Here is a 25,368-nt window from a genome sequence, read left to right as displayed (position 1 = left end):
GGCGAGCCGGAGGAGGAGATATGGATTTTCGGATTCTGGTCCATTCGCGCAATGCGCAAATGTTTCTGCTTCTGCAACACGTCCTGGCAATCGAAAGTTTTTCCGTTTCGCTCTCGGCGAGTATGGAAGATGCAGCAAATGAACTGCACGAAGAATCCGTGCGCGCCATCATTATCGATCACTCCGCGTGCGAAGCGCGTTTGGGAGATGTCGCTACCCTGAAGGCCATGCGGGGCGAAATTGCGATCGCGCTTCTTTGCAATCAATCCTATGACTCGCCGGATATGCCCTTCGATGAAACTGGCGCCGATCTTGTTTTGGCTCGTCCCTTTGATCCTGCGCAGCTCATCAATTTTCTTCGCCGGCTAAGGCTTGAAGCGTTGATCGCGAACGGCGGAGCGGTAGCAAGCGCCGATGTACTTCGCTTTGCCGATCTCGAGATGAACTCAGCGACTTTCAAGGTGCGCAGGAATGGTCGCGATGTTCCACTGACTGCCTTGCAGTTCCGTCTCTTGCGGTATCTTTTGCAAAATCCTGAGGCTGTTCGAAGTCGGGAACAGCTAATTGCTGCGGCCTGGCCGGAGGATTCGGAGGTCGAGCCTCGGACGGTAGATATTCATATGGGGCATATTCGTAGGGCGCTTCGGAAGTTGGGACCGGATCTCATTCGTACAGTTCGTACGCGCGGATATGCGCTGGGCATTTACGATTGTTTAGAAAAATAGCAGAGGCTTCGTTTCCGGTGGTGGAGATCTGATAACACGAACGTATATGAAATCAGGCCGACTTCGGGGGACCGTGCAATTCACAAAACAACTCATCGAATGCACGGTCGGCGCCCCATGCTTGCGCGGAGGCGAAAGCTAGCATGCGATTTTGATCAGGCGTTAAACCGTCCCCTTCAGCCTTGTAACCGAGATCGTGGTTTGCCTCCGACCAAGCGTGCTGGAACAGTGTTTTAACTTGCAGCTCGAAGAAGTTTGGGACGAATTCAGCAGGCCAATCCGGCAAAATCAGTTCCGCGGGAAAGAGGCACACTGAGTGCCATCCAAAATATCCGAATTCCCATTCTGACGCTGGAACGAGATCCTTCGACTCAACCGGTCGCAGGTAACGCATCAGTACTTTCCGGACGCTCTCGACGTCTGATTTATAGAACACGGTAACACGGGCGCCGATTTGGTCTTGGATTTGGTCAAGCGGATGCTCATATTTCTGGGTGTTTTGCTCCGTCAATTTTGCAGCTTTTGCGACAAACCGCTCTACGCTTTTAGCCCGCGAGCTGATCCGGTCGATCCGCTTGTGGCCATCTAGATGCTCCGTCAATAGCTCGGAAAGTGAAGCAGCAAGCGGCACCAGCACTTTTTCGTAGCGAGTTCGATATTCATCTTCGATCATCACCGCTGCGCCTTCTCAAGCTTCTCGTCAATGACTCTTCCCGTCGCTGTGTAGGTCACCTCCCCATCGGCAGTTGGCTCAGTATGAGCAAACACCTGATCGAACTCAGAGGCGGCGGCGCTCAGAATGGCGCCTGAGTGAAGCTCGACGGACTTGTAAGGCAGTTGGCGCTTGAACTCTTCAGCGTTGAACCGGAATTGTTCGTTCAAAAGTCCTTGATGGCGCATCTGCTCCGTGATCGCTTCCCGTGAAAGCCGGGAAAGGCCGAGACGGGCAATAAAGTCGTTCGCAGTCATCACTTGATCGTTGAGACCAGCCCCAAGCGTCGCCGCAGCGGTAATTTCTTTCTTTATTTCGAGATTGTCGGTCGCTTTTGCTGCTTTTCGCATGGCCACAGCTAGGACCCGCGTGCCGGTCGCTGACGTGGTTTTGAAATCAGAATCTAAGAAGTCTGCTATCCAGTACCGCGAGACCTCCGTCTCGCTGCTGTTAATCTGTCGATCCACAGCCTTAGCCATCCAGAAGCCATGCTCCGTGACGGCATCTTGATATAGCACAGCCTTGTAGGATCCAACGCTCCTTAGGAAGACACGTTCGACGAACTCAACGCTGAGAGCCTCTCGGTTCTCATCCGCTAGAATGCCGCTATTCGCGGCAAAGCGCGCGATCACGATTTTGCGCTGCGCGCCCACCATGCTCGTGGCGAGGAAGAGAAGACCAAGTGCCGAGCGCCGTGTAGAATGAATTGCCAAACGCGTTGCCAGAGGAAGTCCGGTGGCGACTGACGGTGCCCGAGCGTAATCAAGCAAAAGAGTTCGGCACGGGTTCAGGCCGACGCCGTCCGCCGGCTGGTTAAAGGCGATATCGATTGAGCACTCACGTTCCGACTTTATGTAGACGTCATTGAGAAGTGTGAAGACCTCTCCCTCTAAAGGCACGTCCGTGCCGTTGATCACCCGAGGTTCTGCAACGCCCTTATTCGGATAAACAAGATAAGTTTGAAGATGTTCGATAGTCATGTCCGCCCCCGCACATGGTATTACTATCAGTCTACTTTTCACTTTGTAAACTGCGGCAATTCGTGAGCTTAGGCAAAGAACAGCCCGTCCGCCGACGGTCCCAGGTCGATTGAGACCGAATAGGTTGAAGCAGAGCGTACGGGAATTGAAAATTCTGCTTGCGAACAAGGCGGGCCATACGTTGCGCCGAGAGGTGCCCCCAGCTTCCGCTTCGGTGCCTTACCTTTCGAAAAGAATTACAAATGCTGGACTCTTAGAGCTCCATCCCATTTCCCATTGAGATATTCGCAAACGAGCCGCCGATGGCAATGATGGGGCTTATCTTCAGAGCAAAGCAGACACCCGCCTCGAAACATCTCGGCCTTTAGGCGTTCCTCGATCTTTCTTTGAGCCATGAGGCGCATAAAGGACGTCTCATAGATGGTCCAATCACCCTTATCGCGCTTATAAGCCTTGAGGATATCGTCGGTTGGTGCAAGCAATGGCTGGTGGACATAGTCCGCGCCGCAAATTTCCTTGAGGAAATAGGCGAGGTCATCCGCCTTGGCGAAACCGGCAAGCTGGGAAGTGTTGTGGAGGCGAACGTCGATCACCTTTTTGATCCCCGCATGTTTGACACGCTCAAAGAAGCGGGATGCTGTCGTCTTGGTGAATCCGATTGTCGCGATATCAATTTTCTCCAAATGCTCTACTCCCCCACGGCAAATTTTTGTGAGTCGCTCGGCGGCCGCTCGGCAAAAGCGACCCTCATCGCCCGGTCACGATACGCTGCCGCAAGCCTCTTCTCCACGGGATCGAACAGATCGTCATCATTCTTGCCTGCCATATCCAGCAAACGTGCCTCAACCTCGCCTTGATCGATGATCGCGCCATTGCCCAGGATATGACGAACGCGCATACCGCGTTCGCGAAGGGCGCGTCCGACCAGAAGGCAGCGATGGCAATCAAGCGGGTCATGTTCCGAACACATCATGGCGATGCGATATTTCTGTGCGCCTTCAATGATACGCTCCAGTCCCCGCGCAAACTCGTCGGTTCTGGCCATCTTCTCATAGTCTGCGACGCCGTCGCAATAAAACCGTGCGTCTTTCGGTCGTCCCCCTAATTCCTCGCCTAGGAAGACATACGCAATATCGTCTTCTCGCAATTCGTCGCGCAGAGTGCTTCGGTTGAAATGCGAGAAATGCCGCGAATAAGGGGATGTTCGCACATCAGCCACCGCCGTGACCGAAGCACCCCGCAGCAGTTCCAGAAAGCGCTCATAAGAAAGCGTCGAATGCCCGATCGTCAGTACCTCAACAGCCGCTTGCACCGAAATAGCCTCCTGCTTCCAAACGACCGCCCGTTCGATACGATCTCCATCTCAATGGCTCCGCTCATCTTATCTAAGGTCGGCTAGCAGAGCCAGCGCCCTTCGTGAAAACCCTCAGTGACCAGCGTGAAGCCGGGTGGCGACGTATCCTCCGGGACCGTCGCTACAGGCAATAGACCCCGTTGATCTGCGCATAGCAGGAATCCGGCATCGCCGCGAAAGGACGACAGAGGCCCAGGCGAACATGGATCCGCTGACTCGCCTGCACGTCCGCACTCAGCCCCGCGATCCCGCTCGCTAGGAATTGGGCTTTCGCTGCATCCGCAGGCACAGAGAGATCGTAATTCATGCCACCCTGAGCAATCACGGCACGAAGTTGTCGCTTTCCGGGCTTGGGGCTAGCCTCATAAAAGGTAATCGCGGCCGGTGCGATTTCGATTGCGTCTAAGGAGCTTGTTTGCTGGCCTGCGGCGACGTGCGCCTTGCCCGACTGAGCCCTCTGAAGATGCCCGCCAAACGCCTGGATAATCGACACAGAGACACCTGGCGCGACCGTCTGCGCAATTTGCTGCGGTGTCATCTGCCCCAGAACTGCGGCATTATTGCCACCGACATAAAGTCGATCTTCTGTTGCATGCGGGAATGGAGAATGCGCAGGCGCTGCGTCGGCGTTGAAGCGCACAATATTGCCTATCGCGAAAAACTTACCAGGACCCGCGTGTTGATCGGTCCAAAAGCGAGACGCTTCGGCAGTGGCATTCATTGTCGGCGGCTCGGGCCGGATCATTCCTCCGCTCTGCAAATCCCAGCCCGCCACGCAAAAGCGGGAATCATATCGAGTAACGTCGGTAATAACCAATTCATATGTTGGCATGCCATCCTCCCCAGAATAGGGGTAATCTGCGGTATAATCGGTAAAATTGCAAGTTATATTGATTATGATGCAAATATAGATTGCATCATGGCTCGGAATGTTCCCCGTGTATAGGCGAACATCTCATGCCCGTGGACGCCTTTGTGGCTTTGACGGAGGAAGGCCAAATCGTTCTGCGTGCGCGCTTCGCAAAAGGTGGACATTGATTCCGCTAATTCCCGGACAGCAGTTTCACTAAAGTCCGGACAGAAAGCTTGAATACGTCCAGATGGAGAGCGGCACCCTGATCGTGAAGCCAGGCGCGAGCGATATCCACATTGCGGCCGAAGCCCTCAATGCCTACCGCACAGACATGCGTCTTCCGGTCGAAATGCCTGACCTACTAGGGAGGATGCATGAATGGGCCTGATTTGGCGACGAACTCACCGATGTCCGGGCGGGAGACACGTCACAGTGTGTAATTCAAGCCGCGCATAGGACTGAACAAAAAAAGCCTGGAAGGCTCGCAAGTTCATAAGTACGTGATTCCGGAGTTCCTGCGTCTGCACGAATAACCTCACGGGCATGGTCACCTGAACGAAACCGTAAACTTCGGGCAATATTGGCCAAACCTACAAAAAGGGGGCGAAATCCAAAGCCATGTCCGTTCTCGGTATAATACCGGGAGACCCCTTCCGAGAGAACGAGTTCAATCGCACGTCCATGGTCGGTCAGATGGGCATAGGCAGGATTTGATTTCAAACTGGCAAGGACGCCGATGCCATGATCGGCTACAACAAATTCAAATCTGCTCGATTCGAGGCTGAACGCGATATAACCTGTGTCGCTGCGTTGACTGTGATCGACGATATTCCCCCAAAGTTCACCAATGGCGGCGACGAACTTGCCGCTATGGTCGTTTGAAAAACCCGCAGCGATGCTTAGGCGCTTCAACCGGTTAATCACGTCGGTCCAAACGAGCGGGCTGGAGATCATCGTCGAAACTGGCACAAACCCGTAGGGGTGCGGGTCCTCGACAAACCAGGGCGTTTCCCGATGGGTAACGAATCGTCGGAAATGCCGCGGATCCAGCCATGCCGCCTCAGACGGTTTCACGAGAAGCTGCGGGAAGATATGGGCGAATTCAAGAAATGCTCCTAAAGATTGAGCAGCGCACGGCGGAATGTCCGTCGCATCGACGGCGCCGGTCTGCAACGCCAGAGAAATATCCTCGACAAGATCAAATGTGAGCGTTTCGATGAATCACCTTTAGAGTAACGCCATATCTTGGTCATAAAAGCGTCCACGAAGGAAGAGGTTCTGTTCACTTAGGTTGTGTTGAAGCATATCGTCGACCTCGGAGCGGATGTTTGTCTTGGTCGCAACCCAGTCGAGCTTAAAATTACCAGAGCGAACAGCGCGCTGGCGCTTGATCGTCTTCATGTAAGCCATCGTATCGATATAGATCACCTTCCGGAAATCTCGCCGAAGGTGCGTTATGACGTCCGGGTCTCCTCGGACAACAATATCGAGCGGCCGATCGGCGGTCTGAGCGATCTTACGCAAGCCGTCGATATGGAACTGGCGGCGCGCCTTTTTGCCGGAACCCGTGATGAACTCGTATGCGATGATACCAATCTCGCTCCGCGCACGCACGAAGTCCGCCCAACGCTCGAAGTCTTTAAATGTCCTGGAGTTGACGTGGAGTGCGCAAGCGATCCCATTTCCCTCGAATTCGCTCCAGACTATCGCAATGCGTTTCATCGCATGCAGGTCATCGGTCCGCGGCTTGTCAAGGACCAGGCTGAAGTTTGGAGCGGTGACAAGTTGAATGTCCAAATCACGAAGCTGGCGAAGGATCTGTGACCGCCGATCTTGCAAAGCCCACCAGGGTTCGATGCGTTCGTCATGATCGACTCCGCTGAGCACGAGATCAGCCGACGGATCGATCTTGAACGCCTCGCAAAGAAGATCCCGTGTTGCGAACCGAACCTCGCCACGGGCAAAGTCCACCACATCGCGGAACCTTAGGGCAAAGGCAGATCCGGATACCGGGCGATCGCGGCCGGTCCGATGGTAGATCAGTGGCACTACATCGTGCTCGATGGTCCGATAGTTTCCGGTCAGGTGTGGGATATTCGCGAGATCGAAACCAAGGATTTCACGGAGCTGATCGACGTACTGGACCGGATTTTTCACGCAAACATTGGTGCATTCGTTTGGCTTTCCACAACAGAAATCCAGGCAGTCCAGAATTGAGTCCCGCACGGATAGGCCCCCACACCACTCAAATTTGGTGCAGCTTCCGCATCCGAGGGCAAGCGAATGGGCAAACGGATCATCCGTGAGCGCGCGCACGAGCACTTCATTGCTACGCGGATCTAGCAAAGCGACACCTCCGCTTTGCCTGAGAGCTTCATAACGCGCCGAACAACTGCGCCGGCGGTACCGCCGCTGCTGGAAAGATTGGTCAGAACGTCAAGGTTTGGATTGTCGTAGACGCCAACAACGTCGTTGTCGCGGCTTATGGTGATCGAGGCGTTGTTCAATTCGATAATCAGCCTATCACCTTCTTTTACGACCGCACCCTTCTTCAGTGAGATCATGGCGCAGCGAGGCTGATCGGTGGGCTGTTGCGTAAAGAGGTCCGGCGTCGCGAGTTCGACGCGCTTTCGGTCTATGTGCTTTCGTATCGTCGTTCGAGTTCGCGTAAGAAACTCAATTCCCATAAGCGCGCTCCGTTAACAATGGACGGTAATATTTCGATCTACCCTTGGTGTATTCCCGAATGATTCCGCGCGAGGCCAAGCTAGCCAAGCGATTATTCCATGCCGTTGTACTTTTTGTTTTTTCGGATTCGCCGAACTGTTCCATCAAGGAGTTGGCGTCGACTTCGTCGAACTTCAAGACAAGTTCAAACGTTAGCCGTTGTTTGGGATCAAGATTGCCTACCAGTTCGACGTTCGACGTGATGCCCTCGTCCGTAAGCTCACAGGTTACGATGACGTCGTTCTTGGCATGCGCGATTACTGACAACTCATCCCAGACATCGGAGTTCGCATTGGCGACGGCCGGATAATAGGACGAGCTCTTCGCCCGTAGATAGGCCTTAAGGGTAAAGACAGACTCGCGAAGATAACTTGCGGTGGCGACCGCGATACCGCCGAAGTCGAGGAAGAGCGGTTGCGGACCGACCACTTCGTCCGGGATACTCTTGATCATCTCGGCGAAAGCGATCTTCCCATTGACGGCGCCTGCAAGGACGGGGTTATCGGAAACTTGCATCAAGGAGATTCTCACGATTCTCATCCTTCTCACGTGTGTGACGTGAGATATAAGGATCGTTTAATTCTGCGTCAAGGGTGCGATGTTGCTCGTTTGGGTGTTCATACGCTTGGAACCCGTCCAGGGTGAGTTAAACTCTACGCCGGTGTTATCAGTCGGCCGCAAGCGTCCTGAGCGAATATTGGCGAAGAAAAATAGACGTCCTGCGCTCGCCTAATGCATGGCGACGCCGATCTATCGAATCCATCAATGAAATCGGCGCTTTTCTAGTTACGCAGGCGCTGAAAAATGCCTAACCAGAATTGATATTCTTCTTCGTCACCTTCGCACCAAGCCTCAAACGCACACCATGCCACTGCCGTTGGCGCGCTGTCTCCGTAAAGCGCGATCGTGTCATGGACTATTTGATGATTATTGCGGGCGGCATTCGATTTGCCGTCAAAGCGGCCTGCTGCTGCACGTGTCGATGAATTTCGGGACAAGCAAACACCTCCTGCGTCCGGCGCAGGGAGTTGATTTTGAAGCCGGACGTTGGAAGCTCATTGAGGAGCTGCGAGGGTCGACGTAGTCGACCAATCATATCGTCCTAGGCATTTTGCTTGCGACAAACATGTCGTGCCGAAAGAGGCATTGCGCGAGTATCCGTCGGCGTTTTTCCACTGCTATTATGCTCGTCCCCTTGAGCGGCGATCAGCTTCTTCTACTTCTATCCTTAGCGCTTCAAGCTGATCCTGACAGACTGCTTCCACTCGATCGATCAAATCCGACGTGCGACTCAAGAGCCATGTGAGGGCTTCGCGGCCTATCTCATAATGCTTTGAATAGCGCGCCTTGACGTATGCTTCGTTGAGGATGTTGAACCAGGCGACAAAGCGCTGTTGGTCGCGTGGCCAAGCGTCCGCCAACTGCTGCGCCTGACTTTCTGCGAGACCACGCAGGTGCTTGAGATTGTGGGAGGCTGGACTGTAGTTGGTCAGGACGAGTAGCGATGCTGTGTAAGCTTGTTCGATCGATTGATGCAGCAGGAAAGCTGCCTCTTTGAAATCGCCTTCACGAATACAGAAGTCAGCTGTTTTGGCAAATACTCGCGCGTGAGGGAGTCGGTCTTCGAAGTATTCTATCGCAAATTTGTATGCGTCCGCGGGTCGCAGGAGAATGGGATTGGCCAGCGGTTTGTCATCGAGCTCGTACAGCACAATGCCATCGCGGCGGAGGTCGACGAAGAAATACCGGCCCTGCTTGAGTAAGGTGTTCACCTCGCGGAGCGAATGCACGATGAAATTCACTGGCGTCTTGATTTCACCGAGATGCATGAAGCGATCCGCCGCCTTCTGCCAATAGGTGGAGAAATCGGTAAGCTTGCGATTGTTGACGACAATCAGCAGGTCGAAATCCGAGCGGTAACCCTTTTTGGTATGCGGCTCATCAACCCAGCTACCGCGCGCATAGGATCCGAAGAGGATAATTTTCAGGATGCGCCCGCGCTTCTTGAAATCCGCTGAGCCGCCCTTCAGCGCATCTTCAAACTCTTCATGCAACACCTCAAGGACCCGAGCGAGCTCGCGCTGTTTGAGCGGCGGCAGATGGTCGATGCTAGACTTCATGAACAACGGCGGCTCTTTCACAGACATTGGATAGGCATAAAGGAGCTTGCGCTTCGAATCCACAGGGTGCGTGAAGGTTGCAAGAAAAGCAATAAAAATGTTGCATCAAAAAATGGAGAATCATACTAGACTTTTATGTAGGAAATGTGAATATAGAGCGTTCTTGCGCGAAAACCAACGAAAATCTAAGAAAATCGGCGATTTTGCCGTCATTTTTGATGCAACAGAATTCCGGATCGTCGATCTGGCAGCTAACAGGAGAAGGGCTGTCATATGAATCCCGAGGTTTTTTTCTGGTCGCGAAATCCCGACCTTTATCTTGTGTTTAGCCACATTCTCGCGGTGGAAGGGCTGAGTTCCGCACTCTTGGACGAGGAAGAGGTGGGAGAACTTGCAGGCCGCACGTCCGTTTTAGCGATTGTCCTCGACACCGAAAACAACGCCGAGCATGCATTGCGCATTTGTAGTCTGATCAAAGCTGATAAGGCGACGGCGCATATCCCATTGCTCGCTCTCATCCCCGGCGGTGATGAGCGGCACTATCTGGATCTGCTCAAGGCGGGTGTAACCGAAAGCTTTGTTCGCCCCGTCTCACCGGCAAGGATACTGACCTATTTGCAATCCCTTATGTCGGGGCTATCTCCGAGAACAGGGGGGATCCGCCGGGACAGCAGTACATTCACCGTTTGGGAACTCAGTATCGAGGTGAGCAAGAGGCTGATCAGGCACGGTTCGGAAGAAATTCAGCTCGGTCCCATCGAGTTCAAGCTGCTATGCCGTTTGCTTCAGGTGCCCGGCCGCGTCTTCACACGGTCGGAACTAATCGAGGCAGCTTGGCCTCCCAACTATTATGTCCAGCCAAGGACAATCGATGTCCATATTGGGCGCTTGCGCCGAATGCTGGAACAGATGACCGGTCGCAATATTATCCGCACGATCCGATCCAGCGGTTACGCGGCTGAATTCGGCTAACTTCTATATTCGCACAGCTTCATATATGTTCCATCATTTAACATTAGGAATATTTTATATTTATGGAGATTTCTGACCCCGTTTGTTGATGTTGGTGGGCGCTGATTTCAACTTCTGGTCTGCACACTGACAGACCGGAGTTTGAAAAATGGAAAAGAAGATTTCCGCGCGTTCTGAGCAAAACGGGAAAACAACCCACCGTAATACCGGCAGTCTCGTTGATGTTGCCGATCGGCATTTCGAAGCTGCTCATTACCAAGGCGTTATGGCGATTTACGCCCATCCGTCGCAAGGCCGAGCCGTGAAGTTGAGCTACGAGGATCGGATGGTTGTCGACTTCGTCCGATGCTCCTACCTGGGCCTGGATAATCATCCCGACATTGTCGGAGGCGCCGTCGAAGCCGTGCGGGCTTCCGGTGCGCTGCACTGGTCATGCGCCCGCACTCGTCTGAACTTTGCGGATCTAGGTGACCTGGAGGAATCCCTTTCTGATCTCTTCGCCGCGCGAGTGATCACTTACACCACCGTGCTCGCCGCCAATATGAGCGCCTTGCCGTTGGTCGCATCAGGGCATCTCACGGGTGGTCCGAAGCCTGTCATGGTGTTTGATCGGCTGGCGCATGCAACTCTTGCATACCATAAGGGCACGATCGCCGAAGAGACACGGGTTGAGACAATTGCCCACAACGATCTTGAAGCTCTTGAGCAGTTGTGCCGACAAAATGAGGCGGTCGCCTTTATCTGCGATGGCGTCTACTCCATGGGCGGCAGTGCTCCGCTCGCCGAGCTGCGCCGACTGCAAGAAAAATACGGCCTGTTTCTCTATATTGACGATGCTCACGGCGTGTCGCTCTTCGGAGAGCATGGAGAAGGCTTTGCCAAGTCCCAAATTGGGGAGCTAGGCGATCGAACGATAATTGCAGCCTCTCTTGGCAAAGGCTTTGGTGCATCCGGCGGCATGCTCATGCTGGGCACAGCCCATCAAGAGGTTCTGTTTCGTAGGTTTGCGGTGGCACACGCGTTTTCTGCGTCGCTCAATACTGCGGCCATCGGCGCGGGTTTGGCGTCCGCAAGGCTTCATCGAACCAGTGAACTGCCGCGCCTGCAACGAGCACTTCAAGAAAAGATTGCCTTGCTTGACGCATTGATGCCGACGTCACAGCGGGGTGCGCCGCTACCCATCCGGACTGTCCAATTCGGCGACGAACTTATAGCGATTGGAGCCGCAAGAAGTCTTTTCCAGCAAGGCTTCTACACCTCGGCTATCTTTTTCCCAACGGTATCGAAGGGCCAGGCTGGATTGCGTATTTGTGTGACGGCGTCTCACACCGATGACCAGATCAGATCTCTTTGTGCGGCAGTCGAGAAGATCAAGGACGAGATCGTGAGCGTCTTTGAATGATGATCGGTGATGGATATCAACGCCCTTCTTCACCTCAAGTACGTCTTTGCGGCAGTTGAGTACGGCAGCATGCGGCGGGTCGCGCAGGCTTTTGGCGTGCAGGAGTCCAGCGTCAGCCGTAACATCCTTTCGCTTGAACAATACCTTGATCTGCAGCTGTTTGAGCGAGGCAATAACGGTGTTCATTTGACAAAAGCCGGCCGGGCTTGGCTCATTGAAGTTCGCGTCCACTATGAGAGATTGGAGGAGGCGCTCGCCCGCACGGCACGCGGAAACGAGAATCTGACGACGCTAAGAGTAGGGGTGAATCTGTCAGTGGGGCAGGACTTCCTTGTCCAGCTTATCAGGCGCTTTGAAAAAGCACATCCTGGCGCGGCAATTGCAATCGAAGACGTCGCACATAGAAAATATGCTCATGCCATACGTCGTCGGGCGCTCGATGTCGCCTTCATGAGTGGCAATTGTCGCGCGAAATCCTGCATGAGCGAAACGGTCTGGGAAGAGGGTCTCGCCGTTCTGCTTCCCGCCGGGCACTCGCTGTGCGAGAAGCAAGCCGTTTCTTGGGCAGACCTTGTCGGCGAACAGGTTCTGATTCCCGCAGGAAGAAACGTAACGCAGTTCGACCCACCCTTTTTGGCGCATATCGCGACATCTACGGATGGGCTGGCCGTGCGGCGCTGTAATGTCGGCCAATCCACTATTTTCGTGGAAGTTCAACTTGGCAAGGGCATCACGGTAGCTAGTGAAAGTCTCGCAAAGATCATGAGCATTGATTGCACGGTGTGGCGCCCGATCGCAGGGCCAAACAGCATCAATCCCGTTTCGGCGATTTGGCTTGAATCCAATCCGAAGCGCGTAGTCTTTCGTCTCGTTGCGATGGCGAAGCATATGGCTGCTGAAGGACGCGCGAAGATAGCGCCGTCTGCACCCAGTGCTGCTTTTTGAGGCTGAAGATCAAAAGATTTATTCATTCGATCCGAGATGAAAGCGCCGCGGCGTTAGGCCATTGCTACGCTGCTCTTTTCAGGACGCGGCTTTCAGTTCTCATCCCTGTTGAAATCATGCGATTCCAAATCATCCCATTCGACTGATCGCTTTTGTAGCGCCAATTGTGCTCTAGCGCTTCGGGGATTGTCTATACCTTTGTCGGTTCGCGTCGAACCGCCGGTGGTATCTCGGTGGTATCTCACGGCAAAACGTTAAACGGAGTTCGCCTGGTGGCGAACATAACCCATTGCGTTTCTTAGGAAAACTGGAGCGGGCGAAGGGATTCGAACCCTCGACCCCAACCTTGGCAAGGTTGTGCTCTACCCCTGAGCTACACCCGCTCATTGCCACAACAGTCCGGGGTAGTGTGTTGGACCGTGTGCGTCGTCTTGCGGCGACGGGCGCTATATGGCCCAACCGTTTTTCAAATGCAACAGGGAAATGACGAGTTCGCCAAGAAAAATCTCAAGCCCTTTGCTGCAACTCCCGGAAAGCCCGGAAACAGCGGGCTTCGGCCTCTGAAAGATTGCAATGAAATTGTGGGCGACGTATCAGGAGCGAACAATTTCCATCGCGAGGCGCCATGACCGAGACCAGCCCGAAGACACGCGACGATCTTTTCCTGTTCCTGGATGGACTCGGCGTTGCCCACAGCACCAAGGATCATGCCCCGGTCTTTACCGTTGCTGAATCGGTGTCCCTGCGCGACGAGATTCCCGGCGGCCACACGAAGAACCTCTTCGTGAAGGACAAGAAGGACAATTTCTTCCTGCTGACCGTCGAGGAAAATGCGAGCGTCGACTTGAAGACGGTGCACACGCTGATCGGTGCGGCCAGCAAGGTTTCCTTCGGCAAGCCGGAAAAGCTGATGGAATATCTCGGCGTCATCCCCGGTTCGGTGACGGCATTCGGGGCGATCAACGATACCGGCAACAATGTCACCTTCGTCCTCGATGCCGACCTGATGGCGCATGACATCGTCAATTGCCATCCTCTGTCGAACGATGCGACGACATCGATTGCCAGCGCCGATCTGCTGCGCTTCATGGAGGCGACGGGTCATGCGCCGCTGGTCTTGAAAGTGACAGGTTAAGGTACGATTTTAGCGCTAAGATTAAGGCGAGCGGCTTGTCTTTGGATTGTCCAGTCGCTTTGACTATTTCACGGAGCGTACTGCCATCCGGATGTGATCAATCCGTTTGGGAATCATGCTCTTCACAAGATCAAGGATGCCGGCAGGCGGGAGACACTCATGAGCGGTCCGAACAATCCCTATAACGCTTCCTTCGGTGGACAGATGTCGGCCTCGGCTTCGTTCGGAGCTGCGCCCGCAGCATCCGGCGCTTCGCCGATCAAGGACACGACGACCGCGACCTTTGCCAAGGACGTCATCGAGGAATCGCGCAACCAGCCGGTGCTGGTCGATTTCTGGGCGCCCTGGTGCGGTCCGTGCAAGCAGTTGACTCCGGTGCTCGAAAAGGTCGTCACCGAAGCCCAGGGCCGCGTGAAGCTGGTCAAGATGAATATCGACGACCATCCGTCCGTTGCCGGCCAGCTCGGCATTCAGTCGATCCCCGCAGTCATCGCCTTCGTCGACGGCCGTCCAGCCGATGGTTTCATGGGTGCGGTTCCCGAAAGCCAGGTCCGGCAGTTCATCGATCGCCTCGGCGGTCCCGCAGGCGGTGCCGATGATCAGGCTGCCGAGATCGCCGCTGTCCTGGAGGAGGCCGGTGGCCTGCTCGCAGCCGGCGATATCAATGGTGCGGCCGAACTGTTCGGCGCAGTGCTCCAGGCCGACCCGGAAAACCCGAAGGCGCTTGCCGGCATGGCGGAATGCATGATTGCCGCCGGCCAGAGCCAGCGGGCGCGTGAAGCCTTGACGGACCTGCCCGAGACGCTTGCAAACGATGCCGGTATCCAGGCGATCGTCAAGAAACTCGATCAGATCGACGAAGCCCGCAAACTCGGCGACCCCGTTGCGATCGAACAGGAACTGGCCACCAACCCCGACAATCACGAGCAGCGTGTCAAGCTCGCCAAGATCCGCAATGTCGAAGGCAAGCGCGATGAGGCGGCAGAGCATCTGCTTGTCATCATGCGCAAGGATCGTACTTTCGATGATGATGGCGCTCGCCGTCAGCTGCTCGAATTCTTCGATGTCTGGGGTCCGAAGGATCCGGCGACGATCGCGGCGCGCCGCAGGCTTTCATCGATCCTGTTTTCCTGAGGGAGAACGAAGCCTTCGCACGATCGACCGCCAACGGGCGGTCGAAAGCGGAATGGGTCCATCGGCGCTCCGGCGCAAAATAGTCTTGTGTTTTCGGCAGACGGGCCCACATTGTCGGGTGCGCGGCGTGAGATGGGCAACGGCCGCGAGTATGTCGTTCCTGCGCGCCCATTGCGGCGCGCGGCGCAGTGATCAGCGGGATGGAAAACATGCAAGTCGGTAATGCCAGATATTTAAAGCCGAGCGATCTGCCCGAGACCGTAGCCGTTTTTCCCTTGTCCGGGGCGTTGCTGCTGCCCGGCGCGCAGCTTCCGTTGAATATTTTCGAACCGCGCTATCTCGCCATGTTCGACATGGCCATTGCCGGCAACCGCTTGATCGGCATGGTTCAGCCGGCGATGGGCGAGCCGGCCGAGTCCACCAATCTGTCGCATGTCGGCTGTCTCGGGCGTATCACCTCCATCTCGGAAACCGGCGATGGGCGCTATATCGTCTCCTTGACCGGCATTTGCCGCTTCCGGCTGATGGAAGAGGTCACGGGTCACCAACCCTATCGCACATTCCGCATCACGCCGTTCATTTCCGATCTCAAATCGCGCGATGAAGAGGATACGGTCGATCGTGCAGCGTTGCTCGCGGCTTTCCGGGCCTATCTGGACGCCGACAATCTGGAGGCGGATTGGGACAGCGTCGAGCGGGCCGACAATATGATGCTGGTCAATTCGCTGTCGATCATGGCGCCCTTCGATCCAGCGGAAAAGCAGGCCCTTCTCGAGGCGCCTGATCTCAAGACCCGCGCCGAGACCTTCATCGCCATCGTCAAGATCGTGCTTGCCGGCTCGGGTGACACCGATCCCATCATGCAATAGGAATTTGCCGATGGATGTCACGGTCAGCAAAGTCGATCCGAAACTTCTCGACCTGCTCGTCTGCCCCTTGACCAAAGGGCGGCTGAGCTATGACCGCGAGAAGAACGAGCTTATCTCGGAAAAGGCACGTCTCGCCTATCCGATCCGCGACGGCATTCCGATCATGCTGATTTCGGAAGCACGCCGCATCGAGGATTGAAACCCGCTTCGGTGGACGTCGGCAGGGCCGCTCGCTAGGCGTAGGCCACCCATCCCTTGAAGCTGAATGCGGCGTAGAACAGGGTGACGTCGGAAAAGCCCGCCTCGCGCAGCATGGCTTCCTCCTCCTCGGGCGACAAAATATGTAACCGCTCGCGCATGGCATTGCGCGCATTTTCCAGCCTTCCGATGTCCGCTCCATCCGGTGCGCCATAGGCGACGTGGCGATCAATCCACATCGAACGGTCCGGCTCGGTCTGGGGAAAGCTGACATGCGCCAGAACGAACGGCGCGCCGGCCTTCAGGCGGCGGCGAACCTCCTTCAGTGTTTCCAGGCGCTGCGGCATCGGCACATGATGGAAGGTCAGCAGGCAGGTCGCGGCGTCAAACGGGCCTTCGGGTGCGGCATCGATGTTGCCGTTGTGAAGGCGGATTCGTTCAGCGTGGTCTCCGGCCACCTGTCGGGCGAGCTGCAACATGTCGGCGGAAGGGTCCACGCCGTCGAAAGACCAGCCGCGTTGCATGTCCGCGAATGCCTTCAGCTCCAATCCTCCGCCGGCCCCCAGGACGAGCACCCGGCCGTTTTCGGGCGTCCGCTCGGCGAGCAGCATCGCCGTCATGCGATGGAGGCTTGAGAACCCGGGCACCTGCCGGGGCGGGCCTTCGAGGTAGGATCTGACGGCATCTCCGGCGAAGTTGGATTCATGATTTTGAGCCATGCGCAGCCTCCAGTTTCGGCAGGTGCTGGCGATCCGCTATTCCCGCCTGAACATCGGCATGGAGTTTGGCGAGGGTAATCTCACCGAAGCGGGTCATCATCAGCAGTTGAGCTTCCTGCAGCGTTTTGTCGAGGTTTGAATTGACGGCCTGCTCCACGAGGCAATCCGGTGCCTCCGAGCGTCTGCCGAAAGAGACGAGTGCCGGGCTTCCAAGCGCCAGATAGATATCGAGGAGGGTGATCTCCGAAAGATCGCGGGACAGCACCCAGCCGCCGCCATGGCCCTTCTCGGAGCGCACATAGCCCCGATCGCGCAGTCCGGCCATGATCCGGCGCACGACGACGGAATTGGTATGCAGCGAGCGCGCCATGGCTTCCGACGTCACCGGCGCGCGCTCATATGCCATGTGCAGCAGGATGTGCAGCACATCTGAAAGGCGACTATCTCTACTCATGTAACTTTTATTATTACATGATGGGATGTGAGTCAAATCGCAGCAATGCCGGCGCAGCCGCAGCGACAACACTTGGTTCAGGGAGTGCTCGATCCGATCGCAGGGGCTATTTCGACTATGGGGTGTCGGGATCTCGGCTGGCCAATCGTCATTTAGGCAGACACGCTATGGAGGATGCCATGACGATTACCATTACCGCGTTTGAACGCTCGCCCGATCGTGGCAAGGGGCTGGCTCGCGACATGCGCCTTCGCTGGGCGCTCGAAGAGGTCGGCCAACCCTATGACGTTCGTCTTGTCTCGTTCAAGGAGATGAAAGAACCTCGACATCTCGCGCTTCATCCGTTCGGACAGATCCCGACCTATGAAGAAGCCGACCTGGCCTTGTTCGAGTCCGGGGCGATCGTGCTCCACATCGCCGAGCGCCATGGGCGCCTGCTGCCGGACGAGGCGAATGGACGGGCGCGCGCCATCACATGGATGTTTGCCGCACTCAACACGGTCGAGCCACCGATTTTCGAGCGCAGCCTAGCCACGATCCTCGAGCGTGAGGAGCCGTGGTACGAAAAGCGTCTCCGCGCCCTCGACGAGAACATCCGGCGGCGGCTGGCCGGCCTTTCCAATCGGCTCGGCTATGCCGACTGGCTCGACGGCGAATTCAGCGCCGGTGATCTTCTGATGATTACGGTCCTGCTCCGATTGAAGTCATCGGGCATCGTGGACGAATATCCGAACCTTTCCGCCTATGTTGCCCGCGGCGAATCGCGGCCCGCGTACCAGCGCGCTTTCGCCGCTCAATTGGCGGTCTTTACCGCGTCTTTATCCGGCTGAAGCGAGGTCTGCTTCCTCCAATAGCGGGCATTTTGATTGCTGGCTCAGTCTCTGTCCGTCAGATCGCCTCTCCGGCGAGCAGGCGCGGATTGTTCTTGGCGGTCGTGCCTGCCGCCTGTCCGATGAAGAAGGATTTGAGGTTCGGCAGGCGTTCGACGATCCCCAGTCCGAAATCGCGGGCGATGCGCAGGGGCGTGTTGTCGTTGGAAAACAGCCGGTTCAGCACATCGGTCGTCACCCCCATGCGGAAGGTGTCGAAGCGTCGCCAGGTCTGGTAGCGCTCGAGGATATTGATCGAGCCGATATCGAGGCCAAGGCGATCGGCTTCGACGATGGTTTCGGCGAGCGCCGCCACATCCTTGAAGCCGAGATTGAGGCCCTGGCCGGATATCGGATGGATGCCATGGGCGGCATCGCCGGCAAGCGCGAAGCGCGGTGCGACGAAGGAGCGGGCAAGCGTCAGGCCGAGCGGAAAGGCGCGGCGGTCGCCGATGGTACGCAGGGCACCGAGCTTGTGGCCGAACCGGCGCTCCAGCTCCTCGTCGAAGACCAGATCGTCCGAGGCGACCAGCCGATCCGCTTCGGCTGTGCGTTCCGTCCAGACGAGCGAGGAACGGTTGTTCTTCAGCGGCAGGATGGCGAAGGGTCCCGACGGTAGAAAATGCTCTTCGGCGCAGCCGCCATGCGGGCGCTCGTGCTCGACGGTGACGACGATGCCGGACTGGCCGTATTCCCAGTTGACCGTCTTGATATCTGCCATGTCACGCAGCTTGGAGCGCACGCCATCGCAGGCGACGAGGAGCCGCGTCTCCAGCGTGGTGCCATCCGAGAGCGTGAGGGTGGTCTTGCTATCATCCGTGACGAAACCGGTGGCGCTGAGGCCATGCTTGATGGTGATACCCAGGCGCTCGCAGGCGCCGCGCAACGCGCCAACCATGGCAAGGTTCGGGATCATATGAGCAAAGGGCTGTCCCTCGGACACTTCGCCGTCAAAGGTCAGGAAGACGGGGCGCACGGGATCGCTGGTGCGCGAATCGGTGACGATCATGCGGGTAATCGGCTCGGCCTCGGGCGCGATCTCATCCCATACACCCAGGACATCCAGCATCTTGGAGGCGGAAGCGATGATCGCCGAGGCGCGCATGTCCTTCTTCCAGGCGGTTTCGGGAGCTGCTTCCACGATCATGACATCGAGATGGGGAGCTGCCTGCTTGACGGCGACCGCAGCGGCGAGACCCACATATCCGCCACCCACTACCAGCATGTCCAACATTCGCGCTTCCCTGTGTCCTACTGTCACTTCGTGTTCTATATAGAGCATCCTGATCGTGGTTCCTACCATTGGAGTTCAAGCAAAATGTCGCGAGAGACCGATAAGCTCACCCCGATGGAAGTCGTGCTCGCAACGCTCGATCTGGAAACGATCGAGATGAACCTGTTTCGCGGCAACAGCCCGCAGGTCGGCTGGCAGCGCGTCTTCGGCGGCCAGGTCATCGGCCAGGCGCTGATGGCGGCGCAGCGGACTGTGGATGGCGATCGCTTCGCGCATTCCCTGCACGCCTATTTCATGCTGCCGGGCGATCCCTCGGTGCCGATCCTCTATCAAGTCGACCGCCTGCGCGACGGCTCCAGCTTCAACACGCGGCGCGTGCTGGCGATCCAGCACGGCAAGGCGATCTTCGCACTGACGGCCTCCTTCCAGATCGACGAGGAGGGCTTCCACCACCAGGGCGAGATGCCTGACGTGCCGATGCCGGAAGATCTCATGGGCGAACAGCAAATCATGGAGCGCTATCTCGCCCATGCACCCGAGAATGTGCGCCGCTATTGGGAGCGCAAGCGGGCGATCGAGATCCGTCCGGTGTCGATCGAGAGCTATTTTTCCCGCTCGCAGCCAAGCCAGCGGCAGAATATCTGGGTGCGTCTCACGGGCCCCGTTCCGGACGATCGGCTCTACCACAATGCCGTGCTCGCCTATCTCTCCGACATGACCTTGCTCGATGTCGCGCTGAACGCGCATGGCACGTCTGTCCTGGATCAGAGCATCCAGGTCGCGAGCCTCGACCATGCCATGTGGTTCCACCGCCCGTTCAAGCTCGACGACTGGTTGCTCTACAGCCAGGAGAGCCCCAGCGCTTCCGGTGCGCGCGGTTTTACCCGCGGCAGCCTGTTTACGCGATCCGGTGTCTTGATTGCGTCTGTCGCGCAAGAGGGCCTGATTCGTAAAAAGGCAAATGATTAAATAAAGTGCAAACTTATAAATTTGCACTTTATTTGGGCGACAACCGCGCCGAGAGTTGCCACTTTATTGGGTTTCTGTAATAAATCCCTTTTATTTCAATAGTTTATAAATGTGTCACGAATCTGGCACGCCCCTTGAATGTGTATACCCGGTCGCTGCTGAAACACTCGTCGGCGGCAAGGAGAGTCGGCTCCATGCCGAGGGTAAACAAAGGATGGGAAACCAGATGAAAATTGTGATGGCCATTATCAAGCCGTTCAAGCTCGATGAGGTCCGTGAGGCCCTCACGGCTGTCGGCATCCAGGGCCTGACTGTGACCGAGGTAAAAGGCTACGGGCGCCAGAAGGGACATACTGAAATCTATCGCGGCACCGAATACGCCGTCAGCTTCCTGCCGAAGCTGAAGATCGAGGTCGCAGTCGCGACCGAAATCGTCGACAAGGCCGTCGAGGCCATCGCGACGGCCGCCAAGACCGGCCAGATCGGCGACGGCAAGATCTTTGTCTATTCGATTGACCATGCCGTGCGCATCCGTACCGGCGAAACCGATTCCGAAGCTCTGTAAGACACGGCTGATCAGGGAGTTATTTGCATGTCATTTTCCAAGCTTTCCTCCACCTTGACACGGGTGGGTGCGCTTTCTGCGGCCCTGCTCGCGCCGGCGATCGCGTTGCGCAGGACGCAGCCCCGGCTGCTGCAGCCGCTGCCGCTGCCACGCCCGTTCCGGACAAGGGCGATACCGCCTTCATGTTCATCTCCACCATCCTCGTGCTGTTCATGCTCGTGCCGGGTCTTGCGCTGTTCTATGGCGGTCTCGTCCGCTCGAAGAACATGCTCTCCGTTCTGATGCAGTGCACGATGATCGGCGCCGTCGTGATGATCCTCTGGGTTCTCTACGGCTATTCCTTCGCCTTCGGCGGCGGCACCAGCCCTTATTGGGGTGGCACGGCCAAGATGTTCCTCTCGGGCGTCTCGCCCACGACCACGGCTCCGACCTTTTCCAAGGGCGTCGTCATTCCTGAATTGATCTTCATGCTGTTCCAGATGACGTTCGCCGCCATCACACCGGCGCTGATCATCGGCGCCTTTGCCGAGCGCATCAAGTTCGGCGCGGCCGTGCTCTTCTGCGCGCTGTGGGCGACCTTCGTCTACTTCCCGATCGCTCATATGGTCTGGGATTCCAACGGCATGCTCTTCAAGATGGGCGCCCTCGACTTCGCAGGCGGCACCGTCGTTCACATCAATGCCGGTATCGCAGGCTTCGTCGGCGCCCTCATGGTCGGCAAGCGCGTCGGCTTCGGCAAGGACATGATGGCCCCGCATTCGATGACGCTGACCATGGTCGGCGCTTCCATGCTCTGGGTTGGCTGGTTCGGCTTCAACGCCGGCTCGAACCTCGAAGCTTCGGGCGGCGCGATGCTTGCCACCGTCAATACCTTCGTCGCAACGGCCGCTGCCATCATCTCCTGGTCGCTGGTTGAAACCTTCACCCGCGGCAAGGCATCCATGCTCGGCGGCGCTTCCGGCATGGTTGCCGGTCTCGTTGCCGTCACGCCGGCTGCCGGTATCGTCGGCCCGATGGGCGCGATCGTTCTTGGTCTGATCGTTTCGCCGCTGTGCTACTTCTTCGTATCCGTCGTGAAGAACAAGTTCGGCTATGACGATACGGCAGACGTCTTCGGCGTACACTGCATCGGCGGTATCTTCGGCGCACTTGCGACCGGCGTATTTGCCAGCGCGTCGCTGGGCGGCGTCGGCTATGCCGATGGCGTGACGATGGGAAGCCAGGTCGTTGTCCAGGCAACTGCAGTCATCACCACGATCCTGTGGTGCGGCATCGGCTCCGCAATCCTCTACAAGCTGGTCGACGTCATCATCGGCCTGCGCGTTGCGCCGGAAGCCGAACGCGAAGGTCTCGACCTCGCTTCGCACGGCGAAGCTGCCTACCACAACTCCTGATCCGGGCTTGCGATGCCGGGGTAAAAAAGCCCGGCATCGCTGAACATCCCGTCGCGTCCTGTCTGATTGCAGACAAGACGCTTTTGGCCCGAACTTCGGTTCGGGTCTTTTTTGTTTTGAGGCCCGGATATCCACCGCAGAACCCCTTGATTCGCCCGGTCTGGCTGCATGGTTAACATGCCATTAACCCTCCTCTGATTAGGTAGGGTTAACCTGCCGGCGAGTGGGCATAGACCGATTCGCTTGCGCTTTCGATACGGAACGGGGCTGGATATCATGGGCAGAAGCAATTCGGCGGCGTTGAGCGGTCGTCCCGACCGTTTATCGCTATCGAGTGTGGTTTGGCGTCAGGTCAAGGGTCTGACAGGCTTCGCGCTGTTGTTGCTGCTGGCGCTGGCCGTCGCGGCACTGGCGACCTGGAATGTGATGGACCCCAGCTATTCCTACGCCACGGCCAACGCCCCGACGAACCTGCTCGGCTTTCCCGGTGCTGCCTTCGCCGACATCATGATGCAGGCCCTCGGGCTTGCTTCCGTCGTCGCGATGCTGCCCATTGCCGCCTGGGCCTTTGCGATGATAGCGAACCGCAAGCTCAATCGCGTGCCGTCACGTCTCGGTGCGTGGCTCGGCGGTTGCGTCGTAGCGGCCGGCTCCATCGCCTGCTTTCCTGCACCGCCCACCTGGCCGATCCCGAACGGCATCGGCGGCGTCGTTGGTGACATCCTGCTGCGCTTTCCCGCCCTTTTCATCGGCACCTATCCCAGCGGCGTCGTCGCCATCGTGATCGGGTCGGTTCTGGCCGTCCCGGCGATCTGGCTCATGCTGTTTGGCGCCGGCGTGATCGGGGAAAGCCTTGTCGAAGAAGAGGATGGCGAAGACGACTACGAGGAAACGCGCAGCCGCGCGCGTCGGGTCGGCGATGAGGACGAGGATGACGACCGCGGCGGCTTCCTCGGCAACCTTCTGGCATTCGGTGCGGTCATGCATGCCTGGTACAATACCCAGGCCCGCCTTCGCCGCCTGTTCGGCATGGGGCCGCGCAAGCGCCGCGACCATGCTTTCGATGCCCCTTATGATTTCAATGACGACGAATTCGGCACCTTGAACGAACCCATGCGTGCCAAGCGCCGATGGCTCGAGGTGACCGTGTCGAGCCATCGCTTGAGAGCTCGGCTGCGCGCCGCGTCGTTTCCGCCCCCTCGATCAGCCTCGGCGATGACGATGATGAAGACGAGGATTCGTCCTATGAGCGCGACTTGCCGCGTCCGGCCGGCATTCTGGCCGACGACGAGGACGAGGATGAATGGCCGCTGCGTCCAGCAACGCCGAAGGCGGCAGGGGGGCAACGCGTCATCCCGCCAGCGTCGCGCCCGAAGCCCGGCGTGCGGGCCGAGCGCGAAGCGCAGACTTCCTTCATTCGCCCCTATGGCTTCCAGCTTCCAGCCGTGCACCTGCTCGCCGAACCCAGGGCGGTTGCGCGCGATGCGACGCTTTCGGCCGATGCGCTGGAGCAGAACGCCCGCATGCTCGAAGGCGTACTCGAAGACTTCGGCGTCAAGGGTGAGATCATTCACGTCCGTCCCGGCCCGGTGGTGACGCTCTACGAACTGGAGCCGGCGCCGGGCATCAAGTCCTCCCGTGTCATCGGCCTTGCCGACGATATCGCCCGCTCGATGAGCGCGATCGCCGCCCGCGTCGCCGTCGTCCCCGGTCGCAATGCCATCGGCATCGAATTGCCGAATTCGACGCGCGAGACGGTCTTCCTGCGCGAGCTCGTCGCCAGCCGCGATTTCGAGACCTCCAAGGCCAAGCTCGCCATGGCGCTTGGCAAGACGATCGGTGGCGAGCCCGTCATCGCCGATCTCGCCAAGATGCCGCATCTGCTCGTCGCCGGCACCACCGGCTCGGGCAAGTCCGTCGCCATCAACACGATGATCCTGTCGCTGCTCTATCGCATGACGCCGGAACAGTGCCGCCTGATCATGATCGATCCGAAGATGCTGGAACTCTCCGTCTATGACGGCATTCCGCACTTGCTGTCGCCTGTCGTCACCGATCCGAAGAAGGCTGTCGTTGCGCTCAAGTGGACCGTCCGCGAGATGGAAGAGCGCTACAAGAAGATGTCGAAGATCGGCGTGCGCAACATCGACGGCTTCAATTCCCGCGTCGAGCAGGCCGTCGCCAAGGGCGAGGCGATCAGCCGCACGGTGCAGACCGGCTTCGACCGCCAGACCGGCGAAGCCATCTACGAGACCGAAGAATTCGATCTGAAGCCGATGCCCTATATCGTCGTCATCATCGACGAAATGGCCGACCTGATGATGGTCGCCGGCAAGGACATCGAAGGCGCGGTGCAGCGCCTGGCGCAGATGGCGCGTGCGGCCGGCATTCATGTCATCATGGCGACGCAGCGTCCGTCCGTCGACGTCATCACCGGCACGATCAAGGCGAACTTCCCGACACGCATCTCCTTCCAGGTGACGTCGAAGATCGACAGCCGCACCATTCTTGGCGAGCAGGGTGCCGAACAGCTGCTCGGCATGGGCGACATGCTCTATATGGCGGGCGGCGGGCGCATCCAGCGCGTCCACGGCCCGTTTGTCGCCGACGGTGAAGTCGAGGATATCGTCGCCTACCTGAAGACGCAGGGCTCGCCGCAATATCTCGACGCCATCACCGCTGATGACGATGAGGATGAAGACGGCCATGGTCCGGCAGGAACCGCCAACCTTTCCGATTCGGAAGATCCCTACGATCAGGCAGTCGCGATCGTTCTGCGGGATGGCAAGGCTTCGACCTCCTACATCCAGCGCCGCCTCGGCATCGGCTACAACCGCGCGGCATCGCTGATCGAGCGTATGGAGCAGGAGGGCCTGATCGGCCCTGCCAACCACGCCGGCAAGCGCGAAATTCTCGTTCCCACCGAAGCGGACATTCTGGATCGTTGAGGCGATCTGGCTTTCCGCGTCGGATATTCCGCCTATGTTCAAGGACATTTGATAGCGACCCCAGCGAACCACGGGCCGCCGCGCCATGAA

At 57.5% G+C, this 25,368-nt stretch carries 25 protein-coding genes, 1 tRNA gene and 2 pseudogenes; 13 read left to right on the top strand and 15 right to left on the bottom strand.

Annotation, left to right across the window (positions count from 1 at the left end):
* Positions 1-20 precede the first annotated feature (20 nt).
* Positions 21-725, top strand: a complete 705-nt coding sequence (locus tag BSK43_RS05260) for a response regulator transcription factor (protein ID WP_077472021.1) — start codon at positions 21-23, stop codon at positions 723-725.
* Positions 726-777: 52 nt separating this feature from the next.
* On the opposite strand, the gene BSK43_RS05255 is transcribed toward BSK43_RS05260, so the two are convergent.
* The 11 genes from BSK43_RS05255 to BSK43_RS05205 form a co-directional block, all read right to left on the bottom strand.
* A complete protein-coding gene (locus BSK43_RS05255; RefSeq protein ID WP_077472020.1) occupies positions 778-1,398 on the bottom strand; it encodes a RelA/SpoT domain-containing protein in 621 nt (206 codons plus the stop codon).
* Entirely contained in the window at positions 1,398-2,417 is a 1,020-nt protein-coding gene (locus tag BSK43_RS05250) for a hypothetical protein (RefSeq protein WP_077472019.1), read from the bottom strand. Before BSK43_RS05250 ends, BSK43_RS05255 begins: the two co-directional genes overlap by 1 nt.
* A gap of 236 nt (positions 2,418-2,653) precedes the next feature.
* Positions 2,654-3,100 (bottom strand): DUF488 domain-containing protein, encoded by a 447-nt coding sequence (locus BSK43_RS05245; protein ID WP_348641742.1) that lies wholly within the window; start codon positions 3,098-3,100, stop codon positions 2,654-2,656.
* Between the two features lie 5 nt (positions 3,101-3,105).
* Positions 3,106-3,729 (bottom strand): DUF488 domain-containing protein, encoded by a 624-nt coding sequence (locus BSK43_RS05240; RefSeq protein WP_205910590.1) that lies wholly within the window; start codon positions 3,727-3,729, stop codon positions 3,106-3,108.
* 163 nt (positions 3,730-3,892) lie between these two features.
* Positions 3,893-4,603, bottom strand: coding sequence for a hypothetical protein (locus tag BSK43_RS05235; RefSeq protein WP_077472017.1), 711 nt, complete (start codon positions 4,601-4,603; stop codon positions 3,893-3,895).
* A gap of 462 nt (positions 4,604-5,065) precedes the next feature.
* Positions 5,066-5,797: an ATP-binding protein gene (locus BSK43_RS05230; protein ID WP_136686744.1), complete on the bottom strand. Its 732-nt coding sequence runs from the start codon at positions 5,795-5,797 to the stop codon at positions 5,066-5,068.
* A gap of 54 nt (positions 5,798-5,851) precedes the next feature.
* Entirely contained in the window at positions 5,852-6,970 is a 1,119-nt protein-coding gene (locus tag BSK43_RS05225; RefSeq protein WP_077472016.1) for a DUF4417 domain-containing protein, read from the bottom strand.
* Positions 6,964-7,188: a hypothetical protein gene (locus BSK43_RS05220; RefSeq protein WP_077472015.1), complete on the bottom strand. Its 225-nt coding sequence runs from the start codon at positions 7,186-7,188 to the stop codon at positions 6,964-6,966. Before BSK43_RS05220 ends, BSK43_RS05225 begins: the two co-directional genes overlap by 7 nt.
* A 112-nt stretch (positions 7,189-7,300) precedes the next feature.
* On the bottom strand, positions 7,301-7,882 hold the full coding sequence (locus BSK43_RS05215) for a hypothetical protein (protein WP_136686742.1): 582 nt from the start codon (positions 7,880-7,882) through the stop codon (positions 7,301-7,303).
* A gap of 251 nt (positions 7,883-8,133) precedes the next feature.
* Positions 8,134-8,349 carry a hypothetical protein gene (locus BSK43_RS05210; RefSeq protein WP_136686740.1) on the bottom strand — a complete coding sequence of 72 codons (216 nt, stop codon included), beginning with the start codon at positions 8,347-8,349 and terminating at the stop codon, positions 8,134-8,136.
* 183 nt (positions 8,350-8,532) lie between these two features.
* Positions 8,533-9,471, bottom strand: coding sequence for a nucleotidyltransferase and HEPN domain-containing protein (locus BSK43_RS05205; RefSeq protein WP_077472044.1), 939 nt, complete (start codon positions 9,469-9,471; stop codon positions 8,533-8,535).
* A gap of 273 nt (positions 9,472-9,744) precedes the next feature.
* Between BSK43_RS05205 and BSK43_RS05200 the strand changes: the two genes are divergently transcribed.
* The 3 genes from BSK43_RS05200 (at position 9,745) to BSK43_RS05190 (ending at position 12,790) form a co-directional block, all read left to right on the top strand.
* On the top strand, positions 9,745-10,443 hold the full coding sequence (locus BSK43_RS05200; RefSeq protein WP_077472013.1) for a response regulator transcription factor: 699 nt from the start codon (positions 9,745-9,747) through the stop codon (positions 10,441-10,443).
* A 148-nt stretch (positions 10,444-10,591) separates the two neighbouring features.
* A complete protein-coding gene (locus BSK43_RS05195; protein ID WP_077472012.1) occupies positions 10,592-11,845 on the top strand; it encodes an aminotransferase class I/II-fold pyridoxal phosphate-dependent enzyme in 1,254 nt (417 codons plus the stop codon).
* Between the two features lie 9 nt (positions 11,846-11,854).
* Entirely contained in the window at positions 11,855-12,790 is a 936-nt protein-coding gene (locus BSK43_RS05190; protein ID WP_077472011.1) for a LysR family transcriptional regulator, read from the top strand.
* Positions 12,791-13,098: 308 nt separating this feature from the next.
* On the opposite strand, the gene BSK43_RS05185 is transcribed toward BSK43_RS05190, so the two are convergent.
* Positions 13,099-13,173, bottom strand: a tRNA-Gly gene (locus BSK43_RS05185).
* A gap of 242 nt (positions 13,174-13,415) precedes the next feature.
* On the opposite strand from BSK43_RS05185, the gene BSK43_RS05180 reads away from it, so the two are divergent.
* From BSK43_RS05180 to BSK43_RS05165, 4 genes are all read left to right on the top strand, one after another.
* Positions 13,416-13,925: a prolyl-tRNA synthetase associated domain-containing protein gene (locus tag BSK43_RS05180; protein ID WP_077472010.1), complete on the top strand. Its 510-nt coding sequence runs from the start codon at positions 13,416-13,418 to the stop codon at positions 13,923-13,925.
* A 159-nt stretch (positions 13,926-14,084) separates the two neighbouring features.
* Positions 14,085-15,059 (top strand): thioredoxin, encoded by a 975-nt coding sequence (gene trxA / locus BSK43_RS05175; RefSeq protein ID WP_077472043.1) that lies wholly within the window; start codon positions 14,085-14,087, stop codon positions 15,057-15,059.
* A 200-nt stretch (positions 15,060-15,259) separates the two neighbouring features.
* A complete protein-coding gene (locus BSK43_RS05170) occupies positions 15,260-15,928 on the top strand; it encodes an LON peptidase substrate-binding domain-containing protein (RefSeq protein WP_198929069.1) in 669 nt (222 codons plus the stop codon).
* A gap of 10 nt (positions 15,929-15,938) precedes the next feature.
* On the top strand, positions 15,939-16,127 hold the full coding sequence (locus BSK43_RS05165) for a Trm112 family protein (RefSeq protein WP_037154712.1): 189 nt from the start codon (positions 15,939-15,941) through the stop codon (positions 16,125-16,127).
* A gap of 34 nt (positions 16,128-16,161) precedes the next feature.
* Here the strand turns inward: BSK43_RS05165 and BSK43_RS05160 are convergent, their stop codons facing one another.
* Both BSK43_RS05160 and BSK43_RS05155 read right to left on the bottom strand, forming a co-directional pair.
* Positions 16,162-16,845, bottom strand: coding sequence for a class I SAM-dependent methyltransferase (locus BSK43_RS05160; protein ID WP_348641741.1), 684 nt, complete (start codon positions 16,843-16,845; stop codon positions 16,162-16,164).
* The gene (locus tag BSK43_RS05155; RefSeq protein WP_077472008.1) at positions 16,829-17,299 is read right to left on the bottom strand and encodes an Rrf2 family transcriptional regulator; all 471 of its coding nucleotides are present in this window, start codon (positions 17,297-17,299) and stop codon (positions 16,829-16,831) included. The genes BSK43_RS05160 and BSK43_RS05155 overlap by 17 nt, the downstream gene beginning before the upstream one ends.
* 179 nt (positions 17,300-17,478) lie before the next feature.
* On the opposite strand from BSK43_RS05155, the gene BSK43_RS05150 reads away from it, so the two are divergent.
* Positions 17,479-18,129 (top strand): glutathione S-transferase family protein, encoded by a 651-nt coding sequence (locus BSK43_RS05150; protein WP_077472042.1) that lies wholly within the window; start codon positions 17,479-17,481, stop codon positions 18,127-18,129.
* Positions 18,130-18,187: 58 nt separating this feature from the next.
* Here the strand turns inward: BSK43_RS05150 and BSK43_RS05145 are convergent, their stop codons facing one another.
* Positions 18,188-19,402 carry a ubiquinone biosynthesis hydroxylase gene (locus BSK43_RS05145; protein WP_077472007.1) on the bottom strand — a complete coding sequence of 405 codons (1,215 nt, stop codon included), beginning with the start codon at positions 19,400-19,402 and terminating at the stop codon, positions 18,188-18,190.
* 84 nt (positions 19,403-19,486) lie between these two features.
* Between BSK43_RS05145 and tesB the strand changes: the two genes are divergently transcribed.
* The 4 genes and pseudogenes from tesB (at position 19,487) to BSK43_RS05125 (ending at position 25,278) form a co-directional block, all read left to right on the top strand.
* Positions 19,487-20,371 (top strand): acyl-CoA thioesterase II, encoded by an 885-nt coding sequence (tesB, locus tag BSK43_RS05140; protein ID WP_077472006.1) that lies wholly within the window; start codon positions 19,487-19,489, stop codon positions 20,369-20,371.
* 214 nt (positions 20,372-20,585) lie between these two features.
* Positions 20,586-20,936: a P-II family nitrogen regulator gene (locus BSK43_RS05135; RefSeq protein WP_068394480.1), complete on the top strand. Its 351-nt coding sequence runs from the start codon at positions 20,586-20,588 to the stop codon at positions 20,934-20,936.
* 27 nt (positions 20,937-20,963) lie between these two features.
* Positions 20,964-22,330: pseudogene (locus BSK43_RS05130) on the top strand (ammonium transporter).
* Between the two features lie 276 nt (positions 22,331-22,606).
* A pseudogene (locus tag BSK43_RS05125) lies at positions 22,607-25,278 on the top strand (DNA translocase FtsK).
* Positions 25,279-25,368: the final 90 nt, after the last annotated feature.

The sequence above is a fragment of the Rhizobium sp. P44RR-XXIV genome, assembly GCF_001999485.2.
GTDB lineage: Bacteria > Pseudomonadota > Alphaproteobacteria > Rhizobiales > Rhizobiaceae > Rhizobium.
This window is presented reverse-complemented; position numbering and strand designations above follow the sequence as displayed.

Coding starts and splice junctions, on each gene's coding strand:
- BSK43_RS05260 (WP_077472021.1), top strand. CDS start 21: ATGGATTTTCGGATTCTGGTCCATTCGCGCAATGCGCAAATGTTTCTG.
- BSK43_RS05255 (WP_077472020.1), bottom strand. CDS start 1,398: ATGATCGAAGATGAATATCGAACTCGCTACGAAAAAGTGCTGGTGCCG.
- BSK43_RS05250 (WP_077472019.1), bottom strand. CDS start 2,417: ATGACTATCGAACATCTTCAAACTTATCTTGTTTATCCGAATAAGGGC.
- BSK43_RS05235 (WP_077472017.1), bottom strand. CDS start 4,603: ATGCCAACATATGAATTGGTTATTACCGACGTTACTCGATATGATTCC.
- BSK43_RS05220 (WP_077472015.1), bottom strand. CDS start 7,188: ATGATCTCACTGAAGAAGGGTGCGGTCGTAAAAGAAGGTGATAGGCTG.
- BSK43_RS05205 (WP_077472044.1), bottom strand. CDS start 9,471: ATGAAGTCTAGCATCGACCATCTGCCGCCGCTCAAACAGCGCGAGCTC.
- BSK43_RS05200 (WP_077472013.1), top strand. CDS start 9,745: ATGAATCCCGAGGTTTTTTTCTGGTCGCGAAATCCCGACCTTTATCTT.
- BSK43_RS05195 (WP_077472012.1), top strand. CDS start 10,592: ATGGAAAAGAAGATTTCCGCGCGTTCTGAGCAAAACGGGAAAACAACC.
- BSK43_RS05190 (WP_077472011.1), top strand. CDS start 11,855: ATGGATATCAACGCCCTTCTTCACCTCAAGTACGTCTTTGCGGCAGTT.
- BSK43_RS05180 (WP_077472010.1), top strand. CDS start 13,416: ATGACCGAGACCAGCCCGAAGACACGCGACGATCTTTTCCTGTTCCTG.
- trxA (WP_077472043.1), top strand. CDS start 14,085: ATGAGCGGTCCGAACAATCCCTATAACGCTTCCTTCGGTGGACAGATG.
- BSK43_RS05170 (WP_198929069.1), top strand. CDS start 15,260: ATGGAAAACATGCAAGTCGGTAATGCCAGATATTTAAAGCCGAGCGAT.
- BSK43_RS05165 (WP_037154712.1), top strand. CDS start 15,939: ATGGATGTCACGGTCAGCAAAGTCGATCCGAAACTTCTCGACCTGCTC.
- BSK43_RS05160 (WP_348641741.1), bottom strand. CDS start 16,845: ATGGCTCAAAATCATGAATCCAACTTCGCCGGAGATGCCGTCAGATCC.
- BSK43_RS05155 (WP_077472008.1), bottom strand. CDS start 17,299: ATGAGTAGAGATAGTCGCCTTTCAGATGTGCTGCACATCCTGCTGCAC.
- BSK43_RS05150 (WP_077472042.1), top strand. CDS start 17,479: ATGACGATTACCATTACCGCGTTTGAACGCTCGCCCGATCGTGGCAAG.
- BSK43_RS05145 (WP_077472007.1), bottom strand. CDS start 19,402: ATGTTGGACATGCTGGTAGTGGGTGGCGGATATGTGGGTCTCGCCGCT.
- tesB (WP_077472006.1), top strand. CDS start 19,487: ATGTCGCGAGAGACCGATAAGCTCACCCCGATGGAAGTCGTGCTCGCA.
- BSK43_RS05135 (WP_068394480.1), top strand. CDS start 20,586: ATGGGAAACCAGATGAAAATTGTGATGGCCATTATCAAGCCGTTCAAG.